Below are 18,905 nucleotides of genomic sequence, written 5' to 3' on the forward strand. Positions count from 1 at the left end.
TTACGCACCCTTTCTCAGTTTAAATTTTTTAAGCTTAGGTTCAACATTTCCCTGTGACACTTCAGAAATTACTCCTAAAATCGGTAATTCTAATAACTCTTCAAGCTGTTTCTCCGTTTTTACAGTGTTATCTAAAAACTCAAGTAAGAAAGCAATACCTACAGAAAGCATTAACCCAACGGCAAAGCCAATCGCCACATTTAATTTCTTGTTAGGTTTAATTGGGCTCGGATTGTCGCCTAACTCTGCTTTAGCTAAAACAGTTACATTGTTTACACTCATAATTTTTTTAATTTGTTCTTGGAATACATTTGCAATCGTATTCGTAATCGCTTGTGCTTGCTCTGGATCTTTATCTTGTACAGACACAGTAAATACTTGTGAATTCGTTTCACTTGCAACAGTAATTTTATTAGTTAATTCTGCAACTGAATAATCTAAATTTAATTGTTTAATAACTTCGTCTAAAATGGCCTGACTCTTAATAATGACGTTATATGTATTAATCAATTGAACATTTGTTTGAACCTGATTATTCTGATAAATTGAAGAATCTTTCGTCTCTTTTTGGTTAACTAAAAGTTGAGTAGAAGATTGGTAAATTGGGGTTAAAAATAGATAGCTAATGACACCTGCAATAACTGTGGCTAAAACTGTAATACTTATTATCATAATAAGACGTTTTTTAATAACGCCGAATAATTCCTGTAAACTAATTGTCTCTTCCATGTCTACCTCCTTAAATAATACCTTTACTATTCTATTAAAATATCATTATACATTCAACCGACCTAAGTATAACAATTACTTAACATATTGTTAAGTATTCGTTAATTAACAAATGTTAAATTTTAGTTAACAATTCAGAAAAATCTAGGTTTTTCGCGCCTCCAAAAAGGTAACCATAAATAACCATTTTCGAGGTTCTAAATATATTACAATCATTAAGTAAAATTGTAATATTCTATATTATATCAGAATAATAATTCATCGTGTAAAAGAGTTTATTTTACTAAAACACCTAATATATTTTTTACTCTTTTAGTAAAAATCTCTAGCACATTTTATTTAAACTGTTATATAATAATTATTAATCAAATACACTGTATTAAAACAGTTTTAAAACTATTATAAACTTAAAGGAGTGTTGTTAATGATGAGTAGAGAAGAGCGTAAAAACATGGTTCAATTCTTGGAATTAACCAAAGGATTTTCAACTGAGGACTTGGTATTCATGACGGATGCTGATTTAGAGCATATTTACGATGCAGCATATACGTACATGTTACATCACGCTGAGTAAGATCTTACAACATTTGGTTTACAGCACTTATAAAAATAAAAAACTAGGTGAACACCTTTTTAAGGTTTCACCTAGATTTTTCCAATTGATGCATTTCCTTCCTTTTTTTGACATTTCAAATCTCGTCACCGAACGACTGCATTCCTCAAATTAAGACAAATAAATTTAAAGATGTATTCTGAATATTTGTTTTTGCTATATTAACATTTTAATATATACATTTTTTTCCAAATTATATAATTGTAATTTCTTACCATTTAAACTAATGTAAGCGTTTCAAAACGATACCCTTTTCCCTTAATTGTTTTAATATATTTGGGGTAATTTGGGAATTCTTCAATCTTATTTCGTAAACTATGAATATAAATATCGATCAATCTTCTGTTTTTATAGACGCAAATTACGTCCATTAGCTCCTCTCTTGTTACGATAAAGTCAGCTTTTTTTACTAAAAATAGTAAAATTGCGTATTCTCTACCGTTTAATTCGATCCTCATTTTGTTTTTATAAACCTCTTCTCTAGTTAAATAGAAGGAAATATCTCCAAAATGTAAAACAGTTTCTCGAATTTCTTCTTTTTTTTCACTGCAAATTCTGCGCATAACTGCTTTTATTCTTGCTGATAGGTCTCTTGGATGGATCGGATATTTTACATAATGATCCGCTCCAGCTTCAATACAGATTGCTGCTTCGTATGAATCATAAGTTTCAACTAATAAGATGATCGGTATTTCTGTTATTCGTCTTATTCTCATTATTATTGGAATAAACTCGTCCAATACATGACTTTTCATTAGTACTATGCACCCTTTTAAGAAACCAAGGTGAACTTCTTCGTTAAACTCTTCATATGGAAATGTGCTTATTTTCACCAAACCGAATTGATTACTTTGTTGAAGCACATTTTCAATCTCATTTTGATCTTGGATGATGACAATTTGCTCCACCGCATATCTCTCCCATTTTTACTGTGTATACGGTCATTTTAATAGGTTATTAACAAAAAAGGGGGACTTTCACTATACCTTTACAAATTCTTTACGTAGGGTTAAAAGCAGGTTAACTTTTGTAGGATATTGTAATACATATAATAGAAGAAACTAGTCAAAAACCTCAGATTCAACTGAGAACTTTTGCAACTATTTGAGTTGTAAATCATATTGATTTAAGCACTTCTATAATCGTTTCTCCCCCAAATTTAAATAAAAAAAGAAGCTACAATTCATATTTGAATCGTAGCTTCTTTTAATTAAATCTCAACAATCGTCTTCCTATTAACAATCCGATCCTTCAACTCTTCACAAAGCTCAATAACTCTCGGAGTTTTTTCATCATACTTCATATTCAATACATGATACAGCGTAATATCACGACATTTTAAGAAAGAAGGAATACGGCTATACCATACTTCGTCTAAAACATATTCTGTTTCATACCCTTTTCTAAAAATCTCTAGCTGTCTTTTTGCGAAGTTTGATTTTTCTTCGAATGATGCTTTGCTTCCCCAAGCTGTGTAATACAAGACGATTGCGATATCTGAAATGAAGTAATTATATTGTAGGTCATCGAAATCAAAGGTTGTTATTTCGCCTTTATCATTTACGAAGAAATTATGAAAATGTAGATCACTATGGATTAGCCCATATGAATCTTTTTTTCTTTCATAGCTTTGAATTTCTTCGATTAGTTCTTTCGTATATATGCCAAGTTCTTCGTCGGCTACCATTTCATTCAAATAGGCTTCTTCATCCCAATGCTCACGATTAGTGACAGGATAATTTACTGTTAACGCGTGTAGCTTACCTATTGTTTTACCCCATGTATACATTAGATCGTCATTCCATACAGTTGGGTTTGTTCGATCAACTAATTGACCGTCTGCCCATTCAAACATTGAAGCATAGAAGCTTGTTCCATCGCTTGCATTTTGAACTTCTACTAGATTACCGTTTAGTGAAGTTAAAGAACCTGCTGCATTTGCACCATTTTCTCTAGCGTATTTTAAAAATTTCAGCTCTGCTTCAATTTCTTCTTTTGAGCGATGTGATGAGTGCGTTAATCGTAAAATGCGATCAGTACCATCTGCCAGTTGGCCCTTAAAAAGATAATTCTCGAATTCTCCAACTGGTTTTTCTTCTACTGTTATGCCAAATTGTGACGCGGCATTTTTTAAAATTTCTTTCGTAAAAACTCTTTCAACAGCTTGTTCCATCTTTTAATCCCCCGAAACATAAAATGAGTAACTAATTACTTATTTCTCATTTACCCAGGAATTTCCTGCAACTATTTTACTAAATATTTTCACTAATTCAAGTTTCGGAATTCATTTGGAGTCATGCCGACGATTTTTTTAAACACTTTTCTAAAGTACTTATCATCTTGATAACCGATTTTGCCCGCTATTTCATAGATTTTTAAATTCGGAAATTTTAGTAATTCTTTCGCTTTTTCGATTCGAATTGAAACAATATAATCTGAGATGTTCACACCATATATTTGTTTAAATTTACGTGATATATACTCACGGCTTAAGTAAAATTTCTCTGAAAACTCCTGAAGTGAAATCTCTTCAGCATAGTTTTGATGAATATAATTTGCGATTGCTTCTATGCTGTTAAGCTCTTGATTTGTTTTGTTTTTCTCTTGAATAATTGATTGTACTCTTTCTCTTTGAGTAGCTACATATTCACCTACTTCAAAATGCCCTCTCGCATTCCAAAATAATTCGATGTTCACTTCCTCAATCGTTTGAAGTGAAAGCTTATTAATCCAATGGTTAAAGAATATAAAAAACTCTTGGTGCAATGAAAGTAACTGAGCAAATGGAAGATACTTTTGCTGGGTGATTCGTTTACTAAAAAGTTGAATGACTTCGTCGTAAATATAAATATCCTGTTTCTCAACCATCTGTTCAAATAAGTTAACGATTTCAACTAGATTAATCGGATTATATTCTTTTACATCTGTATAAGAATAAACCGGTAAATCTCGCTTCTCTAAAATATTCATATGTTGTAGAACATTCACTACCTCTTCGTATCCAAATGGAATTGATTCGACTTGGAGCTTTCTACTAATTGCAAAGTGAAACGGGAACGGCACTACTGTTGATAAAATTTTAGCGATATGCTGAACATTGTCAGTTACTTCATCTCCCCAATAAAGTAAGCAGATTTCCTTTGATCCTTGTAAATTTTGAAATGCAATTCCTTCATTATGTTTTTGAAGTACTTCATTCACAATATTTAAAAGGGCAAAGTAACATAAATCTTCAGGCCAAATATCCCGGAACGTCTCTAAATTTCGTAGTTTTAGTAAAGAAACATGCAAAGTTTTACCTTCTTCATATCCTAATGGCACTAAGAAGCTTCGATTAAATTCTTTCCCTAAAATTGCATTCGTCAATTCCTTGTCTCGGTACACAGGTAAGACTTCCTGAAGCATACGAAAATCATTTAATGCTTCAATTCGCTCTTTTTCTTGTTCATTCCAATCCGATACTACTTTTAATAATGTTTCATTTAAAATATCTGGATCGATTGGTTTTAGTAAATAATCTGACGCACCGAACTGGATCGCTTCTCTCATGTAATGGTAATCATCATATCCAGTTACTACGATTACTTTGCTTTTTATATTTTCTGTGTGAAGCCATTTTAGTAAACCTCGACCGTCTAACTCTGGCATCATTAAGTCCGTAAAAATAATGGTAGGTTGTTCTTTTTTAATTATTTCTTGAGCGATTGCTCCGTTTTCTGCTTCTAATATTTCTGTAACGCCAATTACATCCCAATTTGCAAGAAGTTTTACCCCTTCTCTTACGTGCTTTTCATCATCTATTAGTAGAACCTTCATGATTAATTTCCCCTTTAGCCATTTCAATCGGTATGATGATAGTTACAACAAAGTTTTCGTACTTCACACTTTCTATTTTCAATTGCGCCTTTTTACCGTAATAAAATTGAATACGATCAGAAATATTTTTTAAACCGATACTCTCAGTAGTGTGTAAGCCATCGTCTGATAGCGATGCAGTGATTTTTTCTACTTCCTCTTTTGTTGCTCCTTCACCATTATCAGCTATTACAATTTTTAAGCTAAAATCTGGTTGTTTATGAATTGAAATATTTAATACACCAAGTATTTGCTTTTTTTCAAAGCCATGTTTAAAGAAATTTTCCACAATCGGCTGTAAAATCATTTTCGGCATTTTTACTTTGTTTAACCCTTCGTCCACTTCCAGGTTATAGACAAATTTTCCGTCATAGCGCTCGTTTTGCAGCGCTAAATAATCTTTTATATGATTTATTTCATCTTTAAGCGTTACAAAATCTTCATTATTTTTCATGCTATATCGCATGATTTTTGAAAGTGACATAATTAATCGATACACTTTAATCCCGTCATTTTTTAATGATAGTGTTCCGATTGACTGCAGGGCATTGTATAAAAAGTGCGGATTCACTTGCGACTGAAGTACCTTTAATTGATTCGTTTTATTCTCGATTTGAAGCTTATACTCTTTTATATACAGATCGTTTAATGTATCGACCATCGAAGTAAAATGCTTCCCTAATTGACCGAACTCATCATTCCCTAAACTATCGAATGAAACGGCAAGTTCCCCTTTCTCAATTCGCTGCATATCTCGAATTAAGATGCGGATTGGTCTAGTAAATCTGAAGGAAACAACGATCGTTAAAATGATGACCAATAAAACGGAAATAGCCCCTAAAGTAACTGTAATTTTCAGCAACTGAGTAGAATTATAATAAAGATTTTTATAAGGAATACTTTTAATGACAGTCCATCGTTGATGATTGCTCATCATTTTGTCATACACATAAACCCCGCTAAAATCTTTACCCTTCCATTCAAAACTAGTATCATCTGATCTTGCTGAGCTAATTTTCTTATACCATTTCGTGTCTAGCTTTTTCCCAATTAACTTCTTCTCAGATGAATATAGAACAACATTCCCATCACCTACAACGTAAAGATGTTCCTCTCCCTTTTTATAAATACGATCAAAAATTTCTTTAATTCTACTTAGTTCAATATCAATTGAAAGGAAACCTAACCATTGGTCAGAAGTAACATTGTTTAAAAAATAATGAAGTGAAACAACTTGCTTAGGTGGCGCGATTCGAAAATCAGATAAATTATTATAGTTTTGTGTCGGATGAGTAGGTTGAATATAGTATGAACCTCTCGTAAAGCTTAAATTTCGATACGCAGGCATTTGATTGAAATTATACATTTTTCCTCGACTACTTACTTTTGCATTGTATACAGTGTAATCATCCTTACCCTTTGTAAAATACAAATTCAGTTGCACGATTTCTCTTCTCGAAAAATATAGACCTAATAAACTACGTTGAATTTCAGCTGAATTTTGTTCAATATAAGTAGTAGCCCCGTTTTCTAAAACAGACAAAAAAGGTCTATTACTATAGATTGACAATGGAATACCGTATATCTCATTGAAATAATTCAATAAATCATTCCCGCTACGCTTCAGCAAATCATGATTTGTATCTACAAATTCCTTCGTAACAGTGTTTTTCGTATAAAAATAATTCGCTATAATCGATAATCCAAACGGAATAATCGTAGCGATCAATAATAATATAATAAGCTTACTTCTAATACTATTTTTCATGATAACATCCTTTGCGGAAACGTTTGCACTCTTTACTATTTAGTTTATCAGAAAATTAAAAAATTAAATATAAAAACAGGAATAAAAACAGCGATAGTCAGACGACCACCGCTGTTTTTATTTAAATAGAGTCATTCCACAAAACTCTTCTAAACTTTTCATCTATATGATTAATCTGTTCTTCCACTTTTTGCTGATTTACTAAATTGTGATACGCCGAATCAATAACTGCTACTATACGTAATTTTAAATAATCTCTTATTGCAGTAGCAGGATTTAACCCATTTATATATAGAAATTTCGGAATTACTAAAACAGATAACATCGTTTGATCTTGAATCGTCAGCAATTGTGCATTCATCCCTTGATGAAACATACCTATTTTCATTCCCGAATGATAAAAATTCCGAATGACTGTATCTCTTTCATTCATCAAATTAGAAAAGTTTTGGTGCAAATCGGGATAGATTGCTCTTAAATCATTTAAAAATAGCCCCGTTTGAGCCAGAATACACGAACACAATATGTACATTGTTGATAAAGTTGTGAACTTCGTTGATATAATGGCTATTTTTGTTGATATATTGCTCATTTTTGTTGATAAATGCCCTATTTTTGTTGATATATCGCTGCGCTCCACATTTCATTCATCATCATAGCCTAATGTTCGCCAAAACCGCGGCTCAATCATCTCAAAACCAGCTCTCCCCACCCTTTCATCCCCCCAAAAACATAAAAAACCCACAAGGAATTCCTTGTGGGCTATCGAGGTATTTTAGGGAAGCCTCAATTTATTATTTTTTTAATTTCATCCAAGAATCTTCAAGAGATTTTAACATTTCTTGAGAAGATTTTTGTTTTCCAACGTAAGCTTGCATTGCTGCGCCAAACTCGTTAGTAGCTCCATCAGGGTACTTGAACCAGTTCCAAGATAATGTTTTGCCTTCGTTTGAGTATTTTATTAGATCGTCAGCGATAGGTCCTAAGTTTTTACCTTGAATTGTTTTTAAAGCTGGGATGAATTTGAATTTTTCAACAATGTATTTTTTACCTGTGTCAGAAGTAACCATCCATTCTAGGAATTTTTTAGCTGCTTCTTTGTTTTTAGAGTTTTTGTTAACTACCCAGTTATTTGGTACACCCATTGGTAATTTGTCCATTGCTTCTTTGTCGTCGTTGATTGGAATCGGTAATACTCCTAAGTTCATGTTCGGAGTAATTCCATCAAGCATACCTTGGATCCAGTTACCTTGTTGGATCATAGCAGTTTTACCTTGAGCAAAGTTTGTAACTTGAGTGTTGTAATCAGTTGTTAATGGATTTTTGTTACCGTATTTAACTGTTAAATCAAATAGTTTCATAAACTCTTTGAATTTTTCGTTGTCTTGGATTTTCACTTTACCTGAATTCACATCAGCCATGAATTTATCTGGATCTTGTTGTTGAGCAAAAGGAATATTTAATAAGTGAATTCCTAGGATCCACCACTCACCGTAACCGATTGAGAAAGGAGTGATCCCTGCTTTTTTAAGCTTTTCTGCTGCTGCAGTTAATTCGCTTAAAGTTTTTGGTGGCTCAGTAATGCCAGCTTTTGCGAATAAGTCTTTATTGTAAATAAATCCATAACCTTCAGTATTCATCGGCATACCATATAGTTTGCCATCGATTGTCATTGGTTTTTCAGTACCTGGATATAAATCTTTTACCCATGATTGGTCAGAAAGATCTTCTAATTTGTCTTTCCATGTAATTGCTTCTTGGAATCCACCGTTGTTGAAGATATCCGGCTCGTTACCTGAAGCAAATTGTGCTTTTAATGCAGCACCGTAGTCAGCACCGCCACCAACAGTTTGAATTTTAACTGTTACGTTTGGATTTTCTTTATGATAATCCTTTGCCATTTGTTCTAAATCTTTTGCAATCTCAGCTTTAAACTGGAATACGTTTAATGTTACTTTTTTATCCTTTGAATCATTTGAACCTTTGTCTGAAGATCCTCCAGAACATGCAGAGAATAACATCACTGAAGTTGTTAATGCTGCTGCAACCTTTAGCATCCTTTTCATCCTAAAAACCCCCGTCTCAATATTCTATATTTTGAATACGCTTTCATTATACATTTAAAAATTCTTAACTAAGGATAGCCTATATTGACATGATGGGTGGAATATATTGATAGCTTCCACCCAATCACGTTATTTAATTGAACCGCTCGTAATTCCTTTAATGATATGTTTCTGTGCTGCAAAGTAGAAAAGTAGTAATGGAGTGATCCCTAAAACAAGTCCAGATAACGCTAAGTTCCATTGTTTTGTATATGCTCCAAAGAAATAGAATGTAGCAAGCGGAATCGTTCTTAACTCCATGTCTCGTAAAACAAGTGATGGTAATAAGAAGTCATTCCAAATCCATAACGTATTTAAGATCACAATTGTAACCGTAATTGGTTTTAATAGAGGAAACACAACTCTCCAGAAAACCATCGCCGGTGAACAACCATCAATAATTGCCGCTTCTTCTAACTCAATCGGAATCGTTTTAATAAATCCGTGATATAGGAAGATTGATAAAGCTGAACCAAAACCTAAATACATGATTATTAATCCCCAATGACTATTCATTAAATGAAGAGTACTTCCAACCTTCACTAATGGAATCATAATTGATTGGAACGGAATAACCATTGTTGCTACAAAGATAAAGAAAATGACATTTGAAATCTTACTTTTCGAACGAACTAATTTATAAGCTGCCATCGAACAGAAGAATACGATTACCACATTACTAATAACTGTCACGATTAAAGAATTCAACAGTGCCTTCCAAAAATCCATTACTTCAATTGCTTGTTTATAGTTTGTAAAATCTAAGCTTTTTGGAAGCGAAGATGTATTTTGCAAAATATCAGCAAATGATTTAAACGAGTTTCCTAATACATAATAGAAAGGAACTAAGAAGATGAGAGCAAGTATGATTGCCGCTACTTCTAATATAAAAGTTAGGCTAGTATATCGTTCTTTTAGCATTATGCCTCAACCTCCTTCTTCTTCGTAAGGTAAACTTGGATTACCGAAATTAAGGCAACGACTACGAAGAATACAATCGCTTTCGCTTCACCTAATCCATAACGGTTATTAACAAAAGCCTCAGTATAAATATTTAATGCCAACATTTCCGTAGACTTAAACGGTCCACCATTTGTTAACGAAAGGTTTGTATCAAACACTTTAAACGACCATGAAATCGTTAAAAATAAACAAACAGTTACAGCTGGTGCTACCATTGGAATAACAATTTTACGTAACACCTGGAATTTATTCGCACCATCAATTTGAGCTGCTTCAATTAATTCCTGTGGCACACCTTGCAGGGCCGCTACATAAATAACCATTATGTAACCTGCACCTTGCCAAACCGCCACGATTACAATCGCCCAAAACGCACCCTTTTCTTCTCCTAAAAGTGCTCTTTGTAAAAAGTCTGAATGTAATAACTGTCCAACCGAAATTAAACCTTTATTAAAAATGAACTGCCAAATGAATCCTAATAATAAACCACCAATCAAGTTTGGTAGGAAAAATATCGTTCTTAAAATATTTCTTGTTTTCAATGCTTGAGTTACAATCAACGCTAAACCAAAACCAATGACATTGGTCAAGATTACTGCGAAGAATGTATACTTACCAGTTAAAAGAAATGAATGAATAAAATCTTTATCCTGTGTAAAAATGTATTTATAATTTTCAAGTCCGACCCACTTCGCAGAATTCGCTACCCCATCCCACTCAGTAAACGAATAGAAAAACCCTATTAAAAATGGCGTTAACACGATCGCTGCAAATACAATACCTACTGGTCCTACAAACGTAAGATAATTTGAAAAATCTCTTAATTTTTTAGATGACTTCTTCTTTGTTTTGGCATCTGATAAATTTGAATCAATCACTTTTTTCGTTTCAATCATCTGTAACACCTCCACTATCATCATAAAATACCTCTCCACTTGTGAAAACGTATTCATTTGAACAGTAGGGTGGAATATATTGACTAGATTGTTCTGATGTATTGTATTTGGTGAAAATCATGATTTAATTATCGGCTTCTTCGTATGGCAATATTGGAAAAAAGAAGGTGATCCAAATGAACCTTATTAAATTTTTCTTTATAAATTTAGTGCTATGCAGTGCTATATTCCTAACTGCTACATACTCAGACAGATATATTAGCAAACCCTATACTCTTATAGATTTAGTAACGCTAATAATTAGTTTAGTAATATATTATATAGTTTTTACTCTCTTCAATAAGGTGAAAAAGGCTATAAAACACGGTCGCTATGAAGTTTTAATATTTATATTAGCTATTCTTACTGCTGCAATTATTACAGGTGCTTTTCTGGGGACGTGAAGTTTTAATCTTTCAAACAAGGAGTCGATGATCATCGGCTCCTTTCTTTTAATTAAAGGTTTATTAAAAAAACTGTGGAATTAATTTATTAGCGCTGACAAATTTTTGGAGGAATATATGATTTCGAAAAAGAGCATTTATGTATATTTGCTATACGCATTTTCATTTGCAATATCGTATTTTTTAATTAGAGTTTTCTTATTCCACGCCGAGACTAACTCAGCTTTAGCCGGTTCTATTGGTGGCGGATTTGTAGGGTTTTTAGTGTCTATTATCCTGGCTAAACCGATTAAAAAATGAATTTCTGACTAATCCGGAGATTGAGTTTGAGCGTAAGACATTCAAAAAAAAGGGAGAAAATATTTCCATTCGTTCCATATCCAACTGGGAGCCAATCACAGATCCAATTCTACTTTCTGACATTTTGATGGTATAAGAATGACCAGTGGAAGAAGACTATAAAATCGAAAGCATTATTTTTCGATTGGCTCTAGTCGATCAGTATGTATGGAAAGGATGATTAAAAAATGGACATAGATGTTCCTAATGATGATGACATTGAAATGCAAGAAAAAGTGGAGCTAAGTGGTAGTCTCGATAAATTAACAGAGCATCAAGTTTGGGGCGCACAAGGCTTCATGGATATTCCAACTCCGGGTAAGGATTATAGAAGAAGATATTTAGGCAATCGATATCAATGATTTGATTTATGCGTTATTTAATTTGGGGCTACTTCGGTGGTCCTTTTTTAATTAAGTGGTAGGTGCTATGGAAGGGGCGTCCGAAATTAAAAAACCATCTTTTTCAAGACGGCTAATCTCAATCTATAATTTCCCCTTACCTTTAAGTTTAGTATTGAGATTGTCCATAAAACTTTCAATTTCTCCCTATCATCTATAAATAATTACCATTTTAAAAATGATAAAATATTAATAAACCTGGCAATAAGAATGGAGAAATATTCGATGAAAAAAAGAAAAAAGAAGCTTATTTTTACAGCCCTTTTTCTAATCATTATTATATTTTTTGTTGCGCACAAGCCATCTACATTACATAAGGGATTCCCAGTTCCGTTAACTGCAATTCAGTCCAAAGTTGACCATAAAAATCGATATGAAATATACAAATGGAAAATGGCATCTTTTGAAAAGGGTTTACCAAAATCTTATAAATTAATATTAAAAATGTGGGGTTGGAAGGAAGTAAAAAAAGAAGCTCTTGGTGCACGAAAGGTTTACATAAAGAATGGAGACGTGATACATATCTATTCTCTTACTGATAAGATTATTGTAGATTTTGAAAAAGAAAGTTAACCCTCATTAAAGGGTGTTCATAAATAGACGACAAAAAACCGCCTTATTCAAGACGGTTAATCTCCACTCTATAAGTATCCCTTACTCTTTCGGATTTCCACCAAATCGATTATCTCCCTCTTCACTATCCAAACAGAAGAAAACAATAAGAATTATCGTACCAATAAACGGAATCAAACAAAGTAACAGCCACCAACCACTCTTACCAGAATCATGTAATCTACGTGCTCCTACTGCTAAGTTTGGTAACAAAGTTAAAAGACCATAAATTAAAGTTAAAACATTATCTAGACCGGCAATGCTTTGTAAAATTGAAAGTATAATAGAGATAATGGCACTAAACAGGAAGAACATCCAATACTCTGTTCTTCTAGCTCTTCCATTGAATACTGCGTAATTCTTTAATACTTTTAAATACCATTCCAAGAAAGATCCCTCCTAAGAAGTAAATATGGTACATTTAAGTCTATTCCTGGCATGCCATTAACATTATTAATTTTTAATACTTGGACAATCTATTTTGAATTAACACAAAAAAACCACCTAATTTTTAGGCGGTAAGTAGTAGCTTTAGATTAATTCGGAGCTTGTATTAAATGGCTTTAGGAACACTTTATACAAATAATGCAAAATTTGTTGAGGAATTACAAAAAATATTACTGTATAATTACCTCGTAACTAAGCATTTTTTGGAGAGATTTATTTTGAAGCCAATTTTTATTAAATTTTTACTGTTAATTTTTTCACTTATGTTTATTTTTAGGTTTACTTTTTTTCCAGTCGCTTCTTTAGGAATAGGTGTTTCTGAAGGTGGATTAAATTTAATTCCATTAATCAATCTGTTTCATGCGTTTGGTTTTAAACAATTTATCGTTAATGTTTTTGGAAATATCCTGCTATTTGTGCCATTTGGATTTGTATTAACGACCATTAAGTACTCAAAAAAAGTGATAATAGTTGGCTTATTTTTATCGGTAAGTATAGAAGTTGTCCAATTTCTAATGTCATTTAGATGGTCAGATATAGATGACGTTATATTAAATACTCTAGGAACATACATCGGGTATAGGATTGCAATGATCCTTGGAACAGAAATTAAGAAACAACGTTCGAATACATAATTGGAAGAACCTGTATCCTTTATCTGATACAGGTTTTTTGTTTATTTTTTGTACTCATAACTTCTTGCTGGAACTGGTCCAAATCGATTTTCATGGTCTTCACTTTTAAAACAGGCCATTATTAATAAAATTAGTGATCCAAGAAAAGGAATTATACTAATTAAATACCACCAACCACTTCTACCTATATCGTGTAATCTGCGAACCCCGACTGCTATTAATGGGATCAAAGTTAGCAAACCGTATATTCCCGCAAACATTTCTTTTGTATTTGCAAAGTCGTCTACTAACGTAAATATAAAAGTAATAATTGCATTAATCAACATGAACATCCAGTATTCAGTTCGGCTCGCTCGACCATGAAACCCTATGTAGTTCTTTAACACTTTTATATACCATTGCACAACTGATCTCTCCTAAGAAATTAGTGTATATTTCCTTTTTAATATTCCCTGAAGAAGTCCAAATCACGTATTTTATTTAAAAAATATGTGATTTATCAATGGAAATTTAAAAATACCAACGAGTTTAAACGATTTATCAACGTGATCTGGAATATATCAACGAGCTTTAGCGATTTATCAACGAACTTTAGCATTATATCAACGGAGTTCACAGGTTTATCAATATTGTTCACTTAGTGTTCGCGTTTCAGCTACTTACTGCATAAAAACCAACAAAAAAAAGAGAAGTCCAAAACCTCGGACTCCCCTCATCAAACTTATTTATTCACATGTGTCAACGTAGCACCATAAGGAGTTACATCGAAAAAGTCTCCGTAACCAACAACAGTTCCGCTTCCGTTAGCAATGACTGATTTTCTAGATTTCCATGTATCTCTCCATTGTTGGTTAACGTCTGCAGCACGGCGGTTGACGATGATGTTCATTTTCTTCGTTTCAATTTGTTCTTTTGTTAGATTTTTTGTATCTATTTTTTTAAAGTCATCAAGGATTAGGTCTTTCGTTTTATCTGATATTGCACCACTTTGTACGAAGATATCAAACATTAGTGCGTATCCTCTTTTTGTCCATAATCCGAATGTTTGGTAATACTTTTCAGCTTGGTCGAAATACCATTTTGAAGCGTTAATTTGTTCATCGATACATTCTTTACTTGTTCCAAGGTTTTTAAAATATGTTTTCCACGGCTCAACAACTTGGTATTTATCTTTAGGATCCGTGATTGAATCTCCCCAAGCTACTTGTTCTTTTGTCGTTTTGTTCATGATGACATCTTTAAACGTATTATAAGAATCCGTATCTCCATTAAACGCTTTTAAAACGACGTCATTATGATTGTTAAACATATTTTTCATAATTGGTTGTATAGTGTTTGTTCCGAAATTTTCTTGAAGTGCACCAAATGATAAACCTTGTCCATCAAAATTACCGCTCGTTGTACCAAAAGCATCAGCTTCAGATGATGATGTTTCATACCAAGAAGTGATTTCTAGTGCCATCTTTTTAACTGATTCGCTTGCTGGAAGCTTTACTGGACTAATCGTTTGAGTAGCTGGCTTCTTTGGAGCAATTTTCGCTTTTACTGGAATATATAATTTTTGACCAATTCGAATTGAATTTGATTTTAATTTATTTTGTTTTTTAAGTTCTGCAACGGTTGTTTTATATGATTTTGAAATTTTATAAAGCGTGTCTCCTTTTTTTACTTTATAAGTAACAGATTCAGCATTCGCTGGCCCGACTACAGTTCCTAAAGAAAACACGATCGCAGTTGATAAAATTACATTTTTAATTGATTTTTTCATGTTATATTACTCTCCCTTACTATTAATCTATTTATCTAGGTTAAACTCAGGATTTCATTTAATTGATTTATGCAGCTCGATAATTACTATATCAAAATAATTATATAGATTCATCGCACAAATTCTTCCATTCCAAAATCAACCAAAAAAAAAGACAAACCTTATTCGGAAATTATTCCAAAATAAGGTTTGTCTTAGATTTATTATTTCTTCAACTTATTCCAACTATCCTGAATCGATTGCAGTAATTGTTTAGCATTTTTTTGTCCGCCAACATAAGCTTGCATAGAAGCACCAAATTCATTTGTTGCTCCATCTGGATACTTGAACCAGTTCCATGAAAGTACTTTTCCATCTGATGAGTACTTTTGAATATCATCAGCTATTGGTCCTAAGCCTTTTCCTTGAATCGATTTAATTGCAGGGATGAATTTAAATTTTTCCACGATATATTTTTTCCCTTTATCAGAAGTAACCATCCAGTTTAAAAACTTTTTCGCTTCTTCTTTGTTTTTTGAATTTTTATTAACTACCCAGTTATTCGGTACGCCGACTGGGATTTTGTCCATTGCTTCTTGATCATCATTAATTGGCATTGGTAAAAGTCCAAGTTTCATATTAGGAGTAATGCCATCAATCATACCTTGTGTCCAGTTACCTTGTTGCATCATTGCCGTTTTTCCAGAAGCAAAGTTTGTCACTTGTGTATTATAATCTGTTGTTAATGGATTTTTATTGCCATATTTAATCGTTAAATCAAATAATTTGATGAACTCCTTAAACTTATCATTATCAGGAATTCTTGCTGTGCCTGCATTTAAGTCAGCGATAAATTTATCTGGATCAGGCTGTTGTGCAAATGGAATATTTAATAAATGTATTCCTAAAATCCACCACTCACCATAACCAACTGAAAATGGTGTGATGCCAGCGTCTTTTAGCTTTTTAGCTGTCGCTTCTAATTCAGTTAACGTTTTCGGTAATTGGGTAATTCCTGCTTTATCAAATAAATCTTTGTTATAAATGAAGCCATATCCTTCAGTATTCATCGGCATACCTAATAATTTTCCTTCAACAGTCATCGGTTTTTCTGTTTCTGGATATAAATCCGCCACCCAAGTTTGATCAGATAAATCCTCGAGTTTGTCCTTCCAAGTAATGGCTTCTTGGTAACCACCATTATTGAAAATATCCGGTTCGTTCCCTGATGCAAATTGAGCTTTTAAAGCTGCTCCATAATCCGCACCTCCACCTACTGTTTGAACTTTTACAGTTACATTTTTATTTTCCTTCTGGTACTCATTCGCTAAAGCTTCAAGGTCTTTAGCAATCTCAGCTTTAAACTGAAATATATTTAATGTTACTTTTTCACCTGCTCCTGACTTTTTCTCTTCTTTTTTATTACTATTACATCCTGAAAATAACAACATACTCGTTGATAAAACAGCAATTGATTTAAATAATTTATTTTTCATTTTATCCTCCTACTTTATTGAACCGCTAGTGATTCCTCTAATAATTTGTTTTTGTGCCGCAAAGAAAAAGATCAATAATGGCAAAATGCCTAATACTAGTCCGGCAAGAGCTAAATTCCATTGTTTCGTATATGCGCCAAAGAAATAAAATGTAGCGAGTGGAATCGTTCGTAGCTCTTCATCTCGCAACACAAGTGATGGTAGTAAGAAATCATTCCATATCCATAAAGTATTTAAAATAACAATTGTGACGGTAATTGGTTTTAGTAAAGGAAACACCACTTTCCAAAAAACCATAAACGGAGTACAACCATCAATAATTGCCGCTTCTTCTAGTTCAATTGGAATCCCTTTTATAAAACCATGATAAAGGAAAATAGAAAGTGCAGATCCAAATGCTAAGTACATAACAACAAGTCCATAATGGCTATTCATTAAATGAAATATTGACCCAACTTTAACAAGTGGAATCATAATCGATTGGAATGGAATGACCATTGTTGCTACAAAAATGAAGAATATAATCGTAGAAATTTTATGTTTTGTACGAACGAGTTTATAAGCTGCCATCGAACAAAATAAAACAATCACGACATTACTAGCAACCGTAACAATTAATGAATTTAAAAGTGCTCTCCAAAAGTCCATAACAACAATGGCTTGAGAGTAATTCGTGAAATCCAAAGATTTTGGGAGTGAAGATGTGTTTTGTAAAATATCTGCAAATGATTTAAACGAATTTCCTAATACATAGTAAAAAGGAATTAGAAAAAGAATCGCTAAAATTATTCCAAATAACTCGAGCAAAAATGATAATCCAGTATATCGCTCGTTTTCCACTAAGCTTCAACCTCCCTCTTCTTAGTGATATACACTTGGAGAACTGAAATAGCTGCAACGACGATGAAGAAAATAATTGCCTTTGCTTCTCCCAATCCGTAACGATTATTTACAAATGCTTCTGTGTAAATATTTAGCGCTAGCATTTCTGTTGATTTAAATGGTCCGCCACCAGTAAGTGATAAATTTTGATCAAATACTTTAAATGACCATGAAATAGTTAAAAACAAACAAACCGTTACAGCCGGTGCTACCATCGGAATAATGATTTTTCTTAAAGTTGTAAAACGATCCGCACCGTCTACTTGAGCAGCTTCAATCAATTCCTGAGGTACGCCTTGGAGCGCTGCTACATAAATAATCATGATATAGCCCGCACCTTGCCAAATTGCTACGATAATAATTGCCCAAAAAGCCCCATTTGCAGTACCTAACATTGATTGCATCAAAGAATCCATGCCTAACGCTGCCCCTAATGAAGTTAGACCTTTATTAAAAATAAATTGCCATATAAATCCTAGTAACAACCCACCGATTAAATTAGGTAAGAAGAAAATCGTTCGAAGTATATTTCTTGTTTTAAGCCCCTTTGTAACTAACAGAGCTAGGCCAAAACCAATCAAATTCGTTAAGATAACGGTAAAAAGCGTATACTTTGCAGTAATAATAAAAGACTGCTTAAAATCCGCATCTTGCGTAAATATGTACTTATAATTATCAAAACCAACATAATGAATATTTCCAACTACTCCATTCCAATTCGTAAAAGAATAATACAATCCCATCAAAAATGGAGTTAGTACTAAAGCTGCAAAAACAAGAAAAGCTGGCCCAACAAAAACGATAAAACTTCCAGTATTTCGCCGTTTTTTCCGATTGGAAACCTTAAAATCAGTAGCATCATCTACTACCGTTTCAATTTCATTGTTCATTGTCTTATCAAACTTTGACAACTATGTACCTCCCTTCAACTAAAAAAAGCAACTCCACTTTATTATTTAAAAGTGGAGTTGCTT

Annotated in this window: 20 protein-coding genes; 5 read left to right on the forward strand and 15 right to left on the reverse strand. The window is 32.8% G+C overall.

The window, feature by feature from the left end:
• The gene (locus CN692_RS04680) at window positions 1-729 is read right to left on the reverse strand and encodes a YveK family protein (RefSeq protein ID WP_098117982.1); all 729 of its coding nucleotides are present in this window, start codon (window positions 727-729) and stop codon (window positions 1-3) included.
• Window positions 730-1,153: 424 nt separating this feature from the next.
• Here CN692_RS04680 and CN692_RS04685 point away from each other — a divergent pair, with 424 nt between their 5' ends.
• Entirely contained in the window at window positions 1,154-1,303 is a 150-nt protein-coding gene (locus CN692_RS04685) for a BH0509 family protein (protein WP_172446925.1), read from the forward strand.
• Between the two features lie 257 nt (window positions 1,304-1,560).
• Here CN692_RS04685 and CN692_RS04690 read toward each other — a convergent pair whose 3' ends face one another.
• From CN692_RS04690 to CN692_RS04725, 8 genes are all read right to left on the reverse strand, one after another.
• Complete coding sequence (locus CN692_RS04690) at window positions 1,561-2,250, reverse strand: winged helix-turn-helix domain-containing protein (protein WP_098117983.1); 690 nt, start codon at window positions 2,248-2,250, stop codon at window positions 1,561-1,563.
• Between the two features lie 302 nt (window positions 2,251-2,552).
• Window positions 2,553-3,515: a phosphotransferase enzyme family protein gene (locus tag CN692_RS04695; protein ID WP_098117984.1), complete on the reverse strand. Its 963-nt coding sequence runs from the start codon at window positions 3,513-3,515 to the stop codon at window positions 2,553-2,555.
• A 92-nt stretch (window positions 3,516-3,607) separates the two neighbouring features.
• Entirely contained in the window at window positions 3,608-5,158 is a 1,551-nt protein-coding gene (locus tag CN692_RS04700; RefSeq protein WP_098117985.1) for a response regulator transcription factor, read from the reverse strand.
• Window positions 5,136-6,965, reverse strand: a complete 1,830-nt coding sequence (locus CN692_RS04705) for a sensor histidine kinase (RefSeq protein WP_098117986.1) — start codon at window positions 6,963-6,965, stop codon at window positions 5,136-5,138. The genes CN692_RS04700 and CN692_RS04705 overlap by 23 nt, the downstream gene beginning before the upstream one ends.
• A 121-nt stretch (window positions 6,966-7,086) precedes the next feature.
• Complete coding sequence (locus CN692_RS04710) at window positions 7,087-7,605, reverse strand: hypothetical protein (RefSeq protein ID WP_098117987.1); 519 nt, start codon at window positions 7,603-7,605, stop codon at window positions 7,087-7,089.
• Between the two features lie 154 nt (window positions 7,606-7,759).
• A complete protein-coding gene (locus CN692_RS04715; RefSeq protein WP_098117988.1) occupies window positions 7,760-9,031 on the reverse strand; it encodes an ABC transporter substrate-binding protein in 1,272 nt (423 codons plus the stop codon).
• 129 nt (window positions 9,032-9,160) lie between these two features.
• Complete coding sequence (locus CN692_RS04720) at window positions 9,161-9,991, reverse strand: carbohydrate ABC transporter permease (RefSeq protein WP_098117989.1); 831 nt, start codon at window positions 9,989-9,991, stop codon at window positions 9,161-9,163.
• Complete coding sequence (locus CN692_RS04725) at window positions 9,991-10,929, reverse strand: carbohydrate ABC transporter permease (protein ID WP_257131602.1); 939 nt, start codon at window positions 10,927-10,929, stop codon at window positions 9,991-9,993. Before CN692_RS04725 ends, CN692_RS04720 begins: the two co-directional genes overlap by 1 nt.
• Before the next feature lie 560 nt (window positions 10,930-11,489).
• Here CN692_RS04725 and CN692_RS04735 point away from each other — a divergent pair.
• From CN692_RS04735 to CN692_RS04740, 3 genes are all read left to right on the forward strand, one after another.
• Window positions 11,490-11,672 carry a hypothetical protein gene (locus CN692_RS04735; RefSeq protein ID WP_098117992.1) on the forward strand — a complete coding sequence of 61 codons (183 nt, stop codon included), beginning with the start codon at window positions 11,490-11,492 and terminating at the stop codon, window positions 11,670-11,672.
• Between the two features lie 227 nt (window positions 11,673-11,899).
• Entirely contained in the window at window positions 11,900-12,073 is a 174-nt protein-coding gene (locus CN692_RS26020) for a hypothetical protein (RefSeq protein WP_179865430.1), read from the forward strand.
• A gap of 264 nt (window positions 12,074-12,337) precedes the next feature.
• Window positions 12,338-12,685 (forward strand): hypothetical protein, encoded by a 348-nt coding sequence (locus CN692_RS04740; protein WP_098117993.1) that lies wholly within the window; start codon window positions 12,338-12,340, stop codon window positions 12,683-12,685.
• An 81-nt stretch (window positions 12,686-12,766) separates the two neighbouring features.
• Here the strand turns inward: CN692_RS04740 and CN692_RS04745 are convergent, their stop codons facing one another.
• Window positions 12,767-13,111 carry a DUF805 domain-containing protein gene (locus CN692_RS04745; RefSeq protein WP_098117994.1) on the reverse strand — a complete coding sequence of 115 codons (345 nt, stop codon included), beginning with the start codon at window positions 13,109-13,111 and terminating at the stop codon, window positions 12,767-12,769.
• 278 nt (window positions 13,112-13,389) lie between these two features.
• On the opposite strand from CN692_RS04745, the gene CN692_RS04750 reads away from it, so the two are divergent.
• Window positions 13,390-13,806, forward strand: coding sequence for a VanZ family protein (locus CN692_RS04750; RefSeq protein WP_179874370.1), 417 nt, complete (start codon window positions 13,390-13,392; stop codon window positions 13,804-13,806).
• 41 nt (window positions 13,807-13,847) lie between these two features.
• Here CN692_RS04750 and CN692_RS04755 read toward each other — a convergent pair whose 3' ends face one another.
• The 5 genes from CN692_RS04755 to CN692_RS04775 all read right to left on the reverse strand — a co-directional run bounded on the left by CN692_RS04755 (window position 13,848) and on the right by CN692_RS04775 (window position 18,821).
• Window positions 13,848-14,210: a DUF805 domain-containing protein gene (locus tag CN692_RS04755; protein ID WP_098117996.1), complete on the reverse strand. Its 363-nt coding sequence runs from the start codon at window positions 14,208-14,210 to the stop codon at window positions 13,848-13,850.
• A 317-nt stretch (window positions 14,211-14,527) separates the two neighbouring features.
• On the reverse strand, window positions 14,528-15,574 hold the full coding sequence (locus CN692_RS04760; protein WP_098117997.1) for a LysM peptidoglycan-binding domain-containing protein: 1,047 nt from the start codon (window positions 15,572-15,574) through the stop codon (window positions 14,528-14,530).
• A gap of 203 nt (window positions 15,575-15,777) precedes the next feature.
• Window positions 15,778-17,049: an ABC transporter substrate-binding protein gene (locus CN692_RS04765; protein ID WP_098117998.1), complete on the reverse strand. Its 1,272-nt coding sequence runs from the start codon at window positions 17,047-17,049 to the stop codon at window positions 15,778-15,780.
• Window positions 17,050-17,058: 9 nt separating this feature from the next.
• Window positions 17,059-17,889 (reverse strand): carbohydrate ABC transporter permease, encoded by an 831-nt coding sequence (locus CN692_RS04770; protein WP_098117999.1) that lies wholly within the window; start codon window positions 17,887-17,889, stop codon window positions 17,059-17,061.
• On the reverse strand, window positions 17,889-18,821 hold the full coding sequence (locus CN692_RS04775) for a carbohydrate ABC transporter permease (protein ID WP_098118164.1): 933 nt from the start codon (window positions 18,819-18,821) through the stop codon (window positions 17,889-17,891). The genes CN692_RS04770 and CN692_RS04775 overlap by 1 nt, the downstream gene beginning before the upstream one ends.
• Window positions 18,822-18,905 lie beyond the last annotated feature (84 nt).

This window comes from Bacillus sp. AFS002410, assembly GCF_002556365.1.
Lineage (GTDB): Bacteria > Bacillota > Bacilli > Bacillales > Bacillaceae_G > Gottfriedia.

What these genes read in the sequence shown, in the direction of transcription:
- CN692_RS04725 (WP_257131602.1), bottom strand. Translation starts at nt 10,929, where the DNA reads ATGATTGAAACGAAAAAAGTGATTGATTCAAATTTATCAGATGCCAAA.
- CN692_RS04740 (WP_098117993.1), top strand. Translation starts at nt 12,338, where the DNA reads ATGAAAAAAAGAAAAAAGAAGCTTATTTTTACAGCCCTTTTTCTAATC.
- CN692_RS04760 (WP_098117997.1), bottom strand. Translation starts at nt 15,574, where the DNA reads ATGAAAAAATCAATTAAAAATGTAATTTTATCAACTGCGATCGTGTTT.
- CN692_RS04700 (WP_098117985.1), bottom strand. Translation starts at nt 5,158, where the DNA reads ATGAAGGTTCTACTAATAGATGATGAAAAGCACGTAAGAGAAGGGGTA.
- CN692_RS04775 (WP_098118164.1), bottom strand. Translation starts at nt 18,821, where the DNA reads ATGAACAATGAAATTGAAACGGTAGTAGATGATGCTACTGATTTTAAG.
- CN692_RS04680 (WP_098117982.1), bottom strand. Translation starts at nt 729, where the DNA reads ATGGAAGAGACAATTAGTTTACAGGAATTATTCGGCGTTATTAAAAAA.
- CN692_RS04735 (WP_098117992.1), top strand. Translation starts at nt 11,490, where the DNA reads ATGATTTCGAAAAAGAGCATTTATGTATATTTGCTATACGCATTTTCA.
- CN692_RS04685 (WP_172446925.1), top strand. Translation starts at nt 1,154, where the DNA reads ATGATGAGTAGAGAAGAGCGTAAAAACATGGTTCAATTCTTGGAATTA.
- CN692_RS04720 (WP_098117989.1), bottom strand. Translation starts at nt 9,991, where the DNA reads ATGCTAAAAGAACGATATACTAGCCTAACTTTTATATTAGAAGTAGCG.
- CN692_RS26020 (WP_179865430.1), top strand. Translation starts at nt 11,900, where the DNA reads ATGGACATAGATGTTCCTAATGATGATGACATTGAAATGCAAGAAAAA.
- CN692_RS04715 (WP_098117988.1), bottom strand. Translation starts at nt 9,031, where the DNA reads ATGAAAAGGATGCTAAAGGTTGCAGCAGCATTAACAACTTCAGTGATG.
- CN692_RS04695 (WP_098117984.1), bottom strand. Translation starts at nt 3,515, where the DNA reads ATGGAACAAGCTGTTGAAAGAGTTTTTACGAAAGAAATTTTAAAAAAT.
- CN692_RS04705 (WP_098117986.1), bottom strand. Translation starts at nt 6,965, where the DNA reads ATGAAAAATAGTATTAGAAGTAAGCTTATTATATTATTATTGATCGCT.
- CN692_RS04765 (WP_098117998.1), bottom strand. Translation starts at nt 17,049, where the DNA reads ATGAAAAATAAATTATTTAAATCAATTGCTGTTTTATCAACGAGTATG.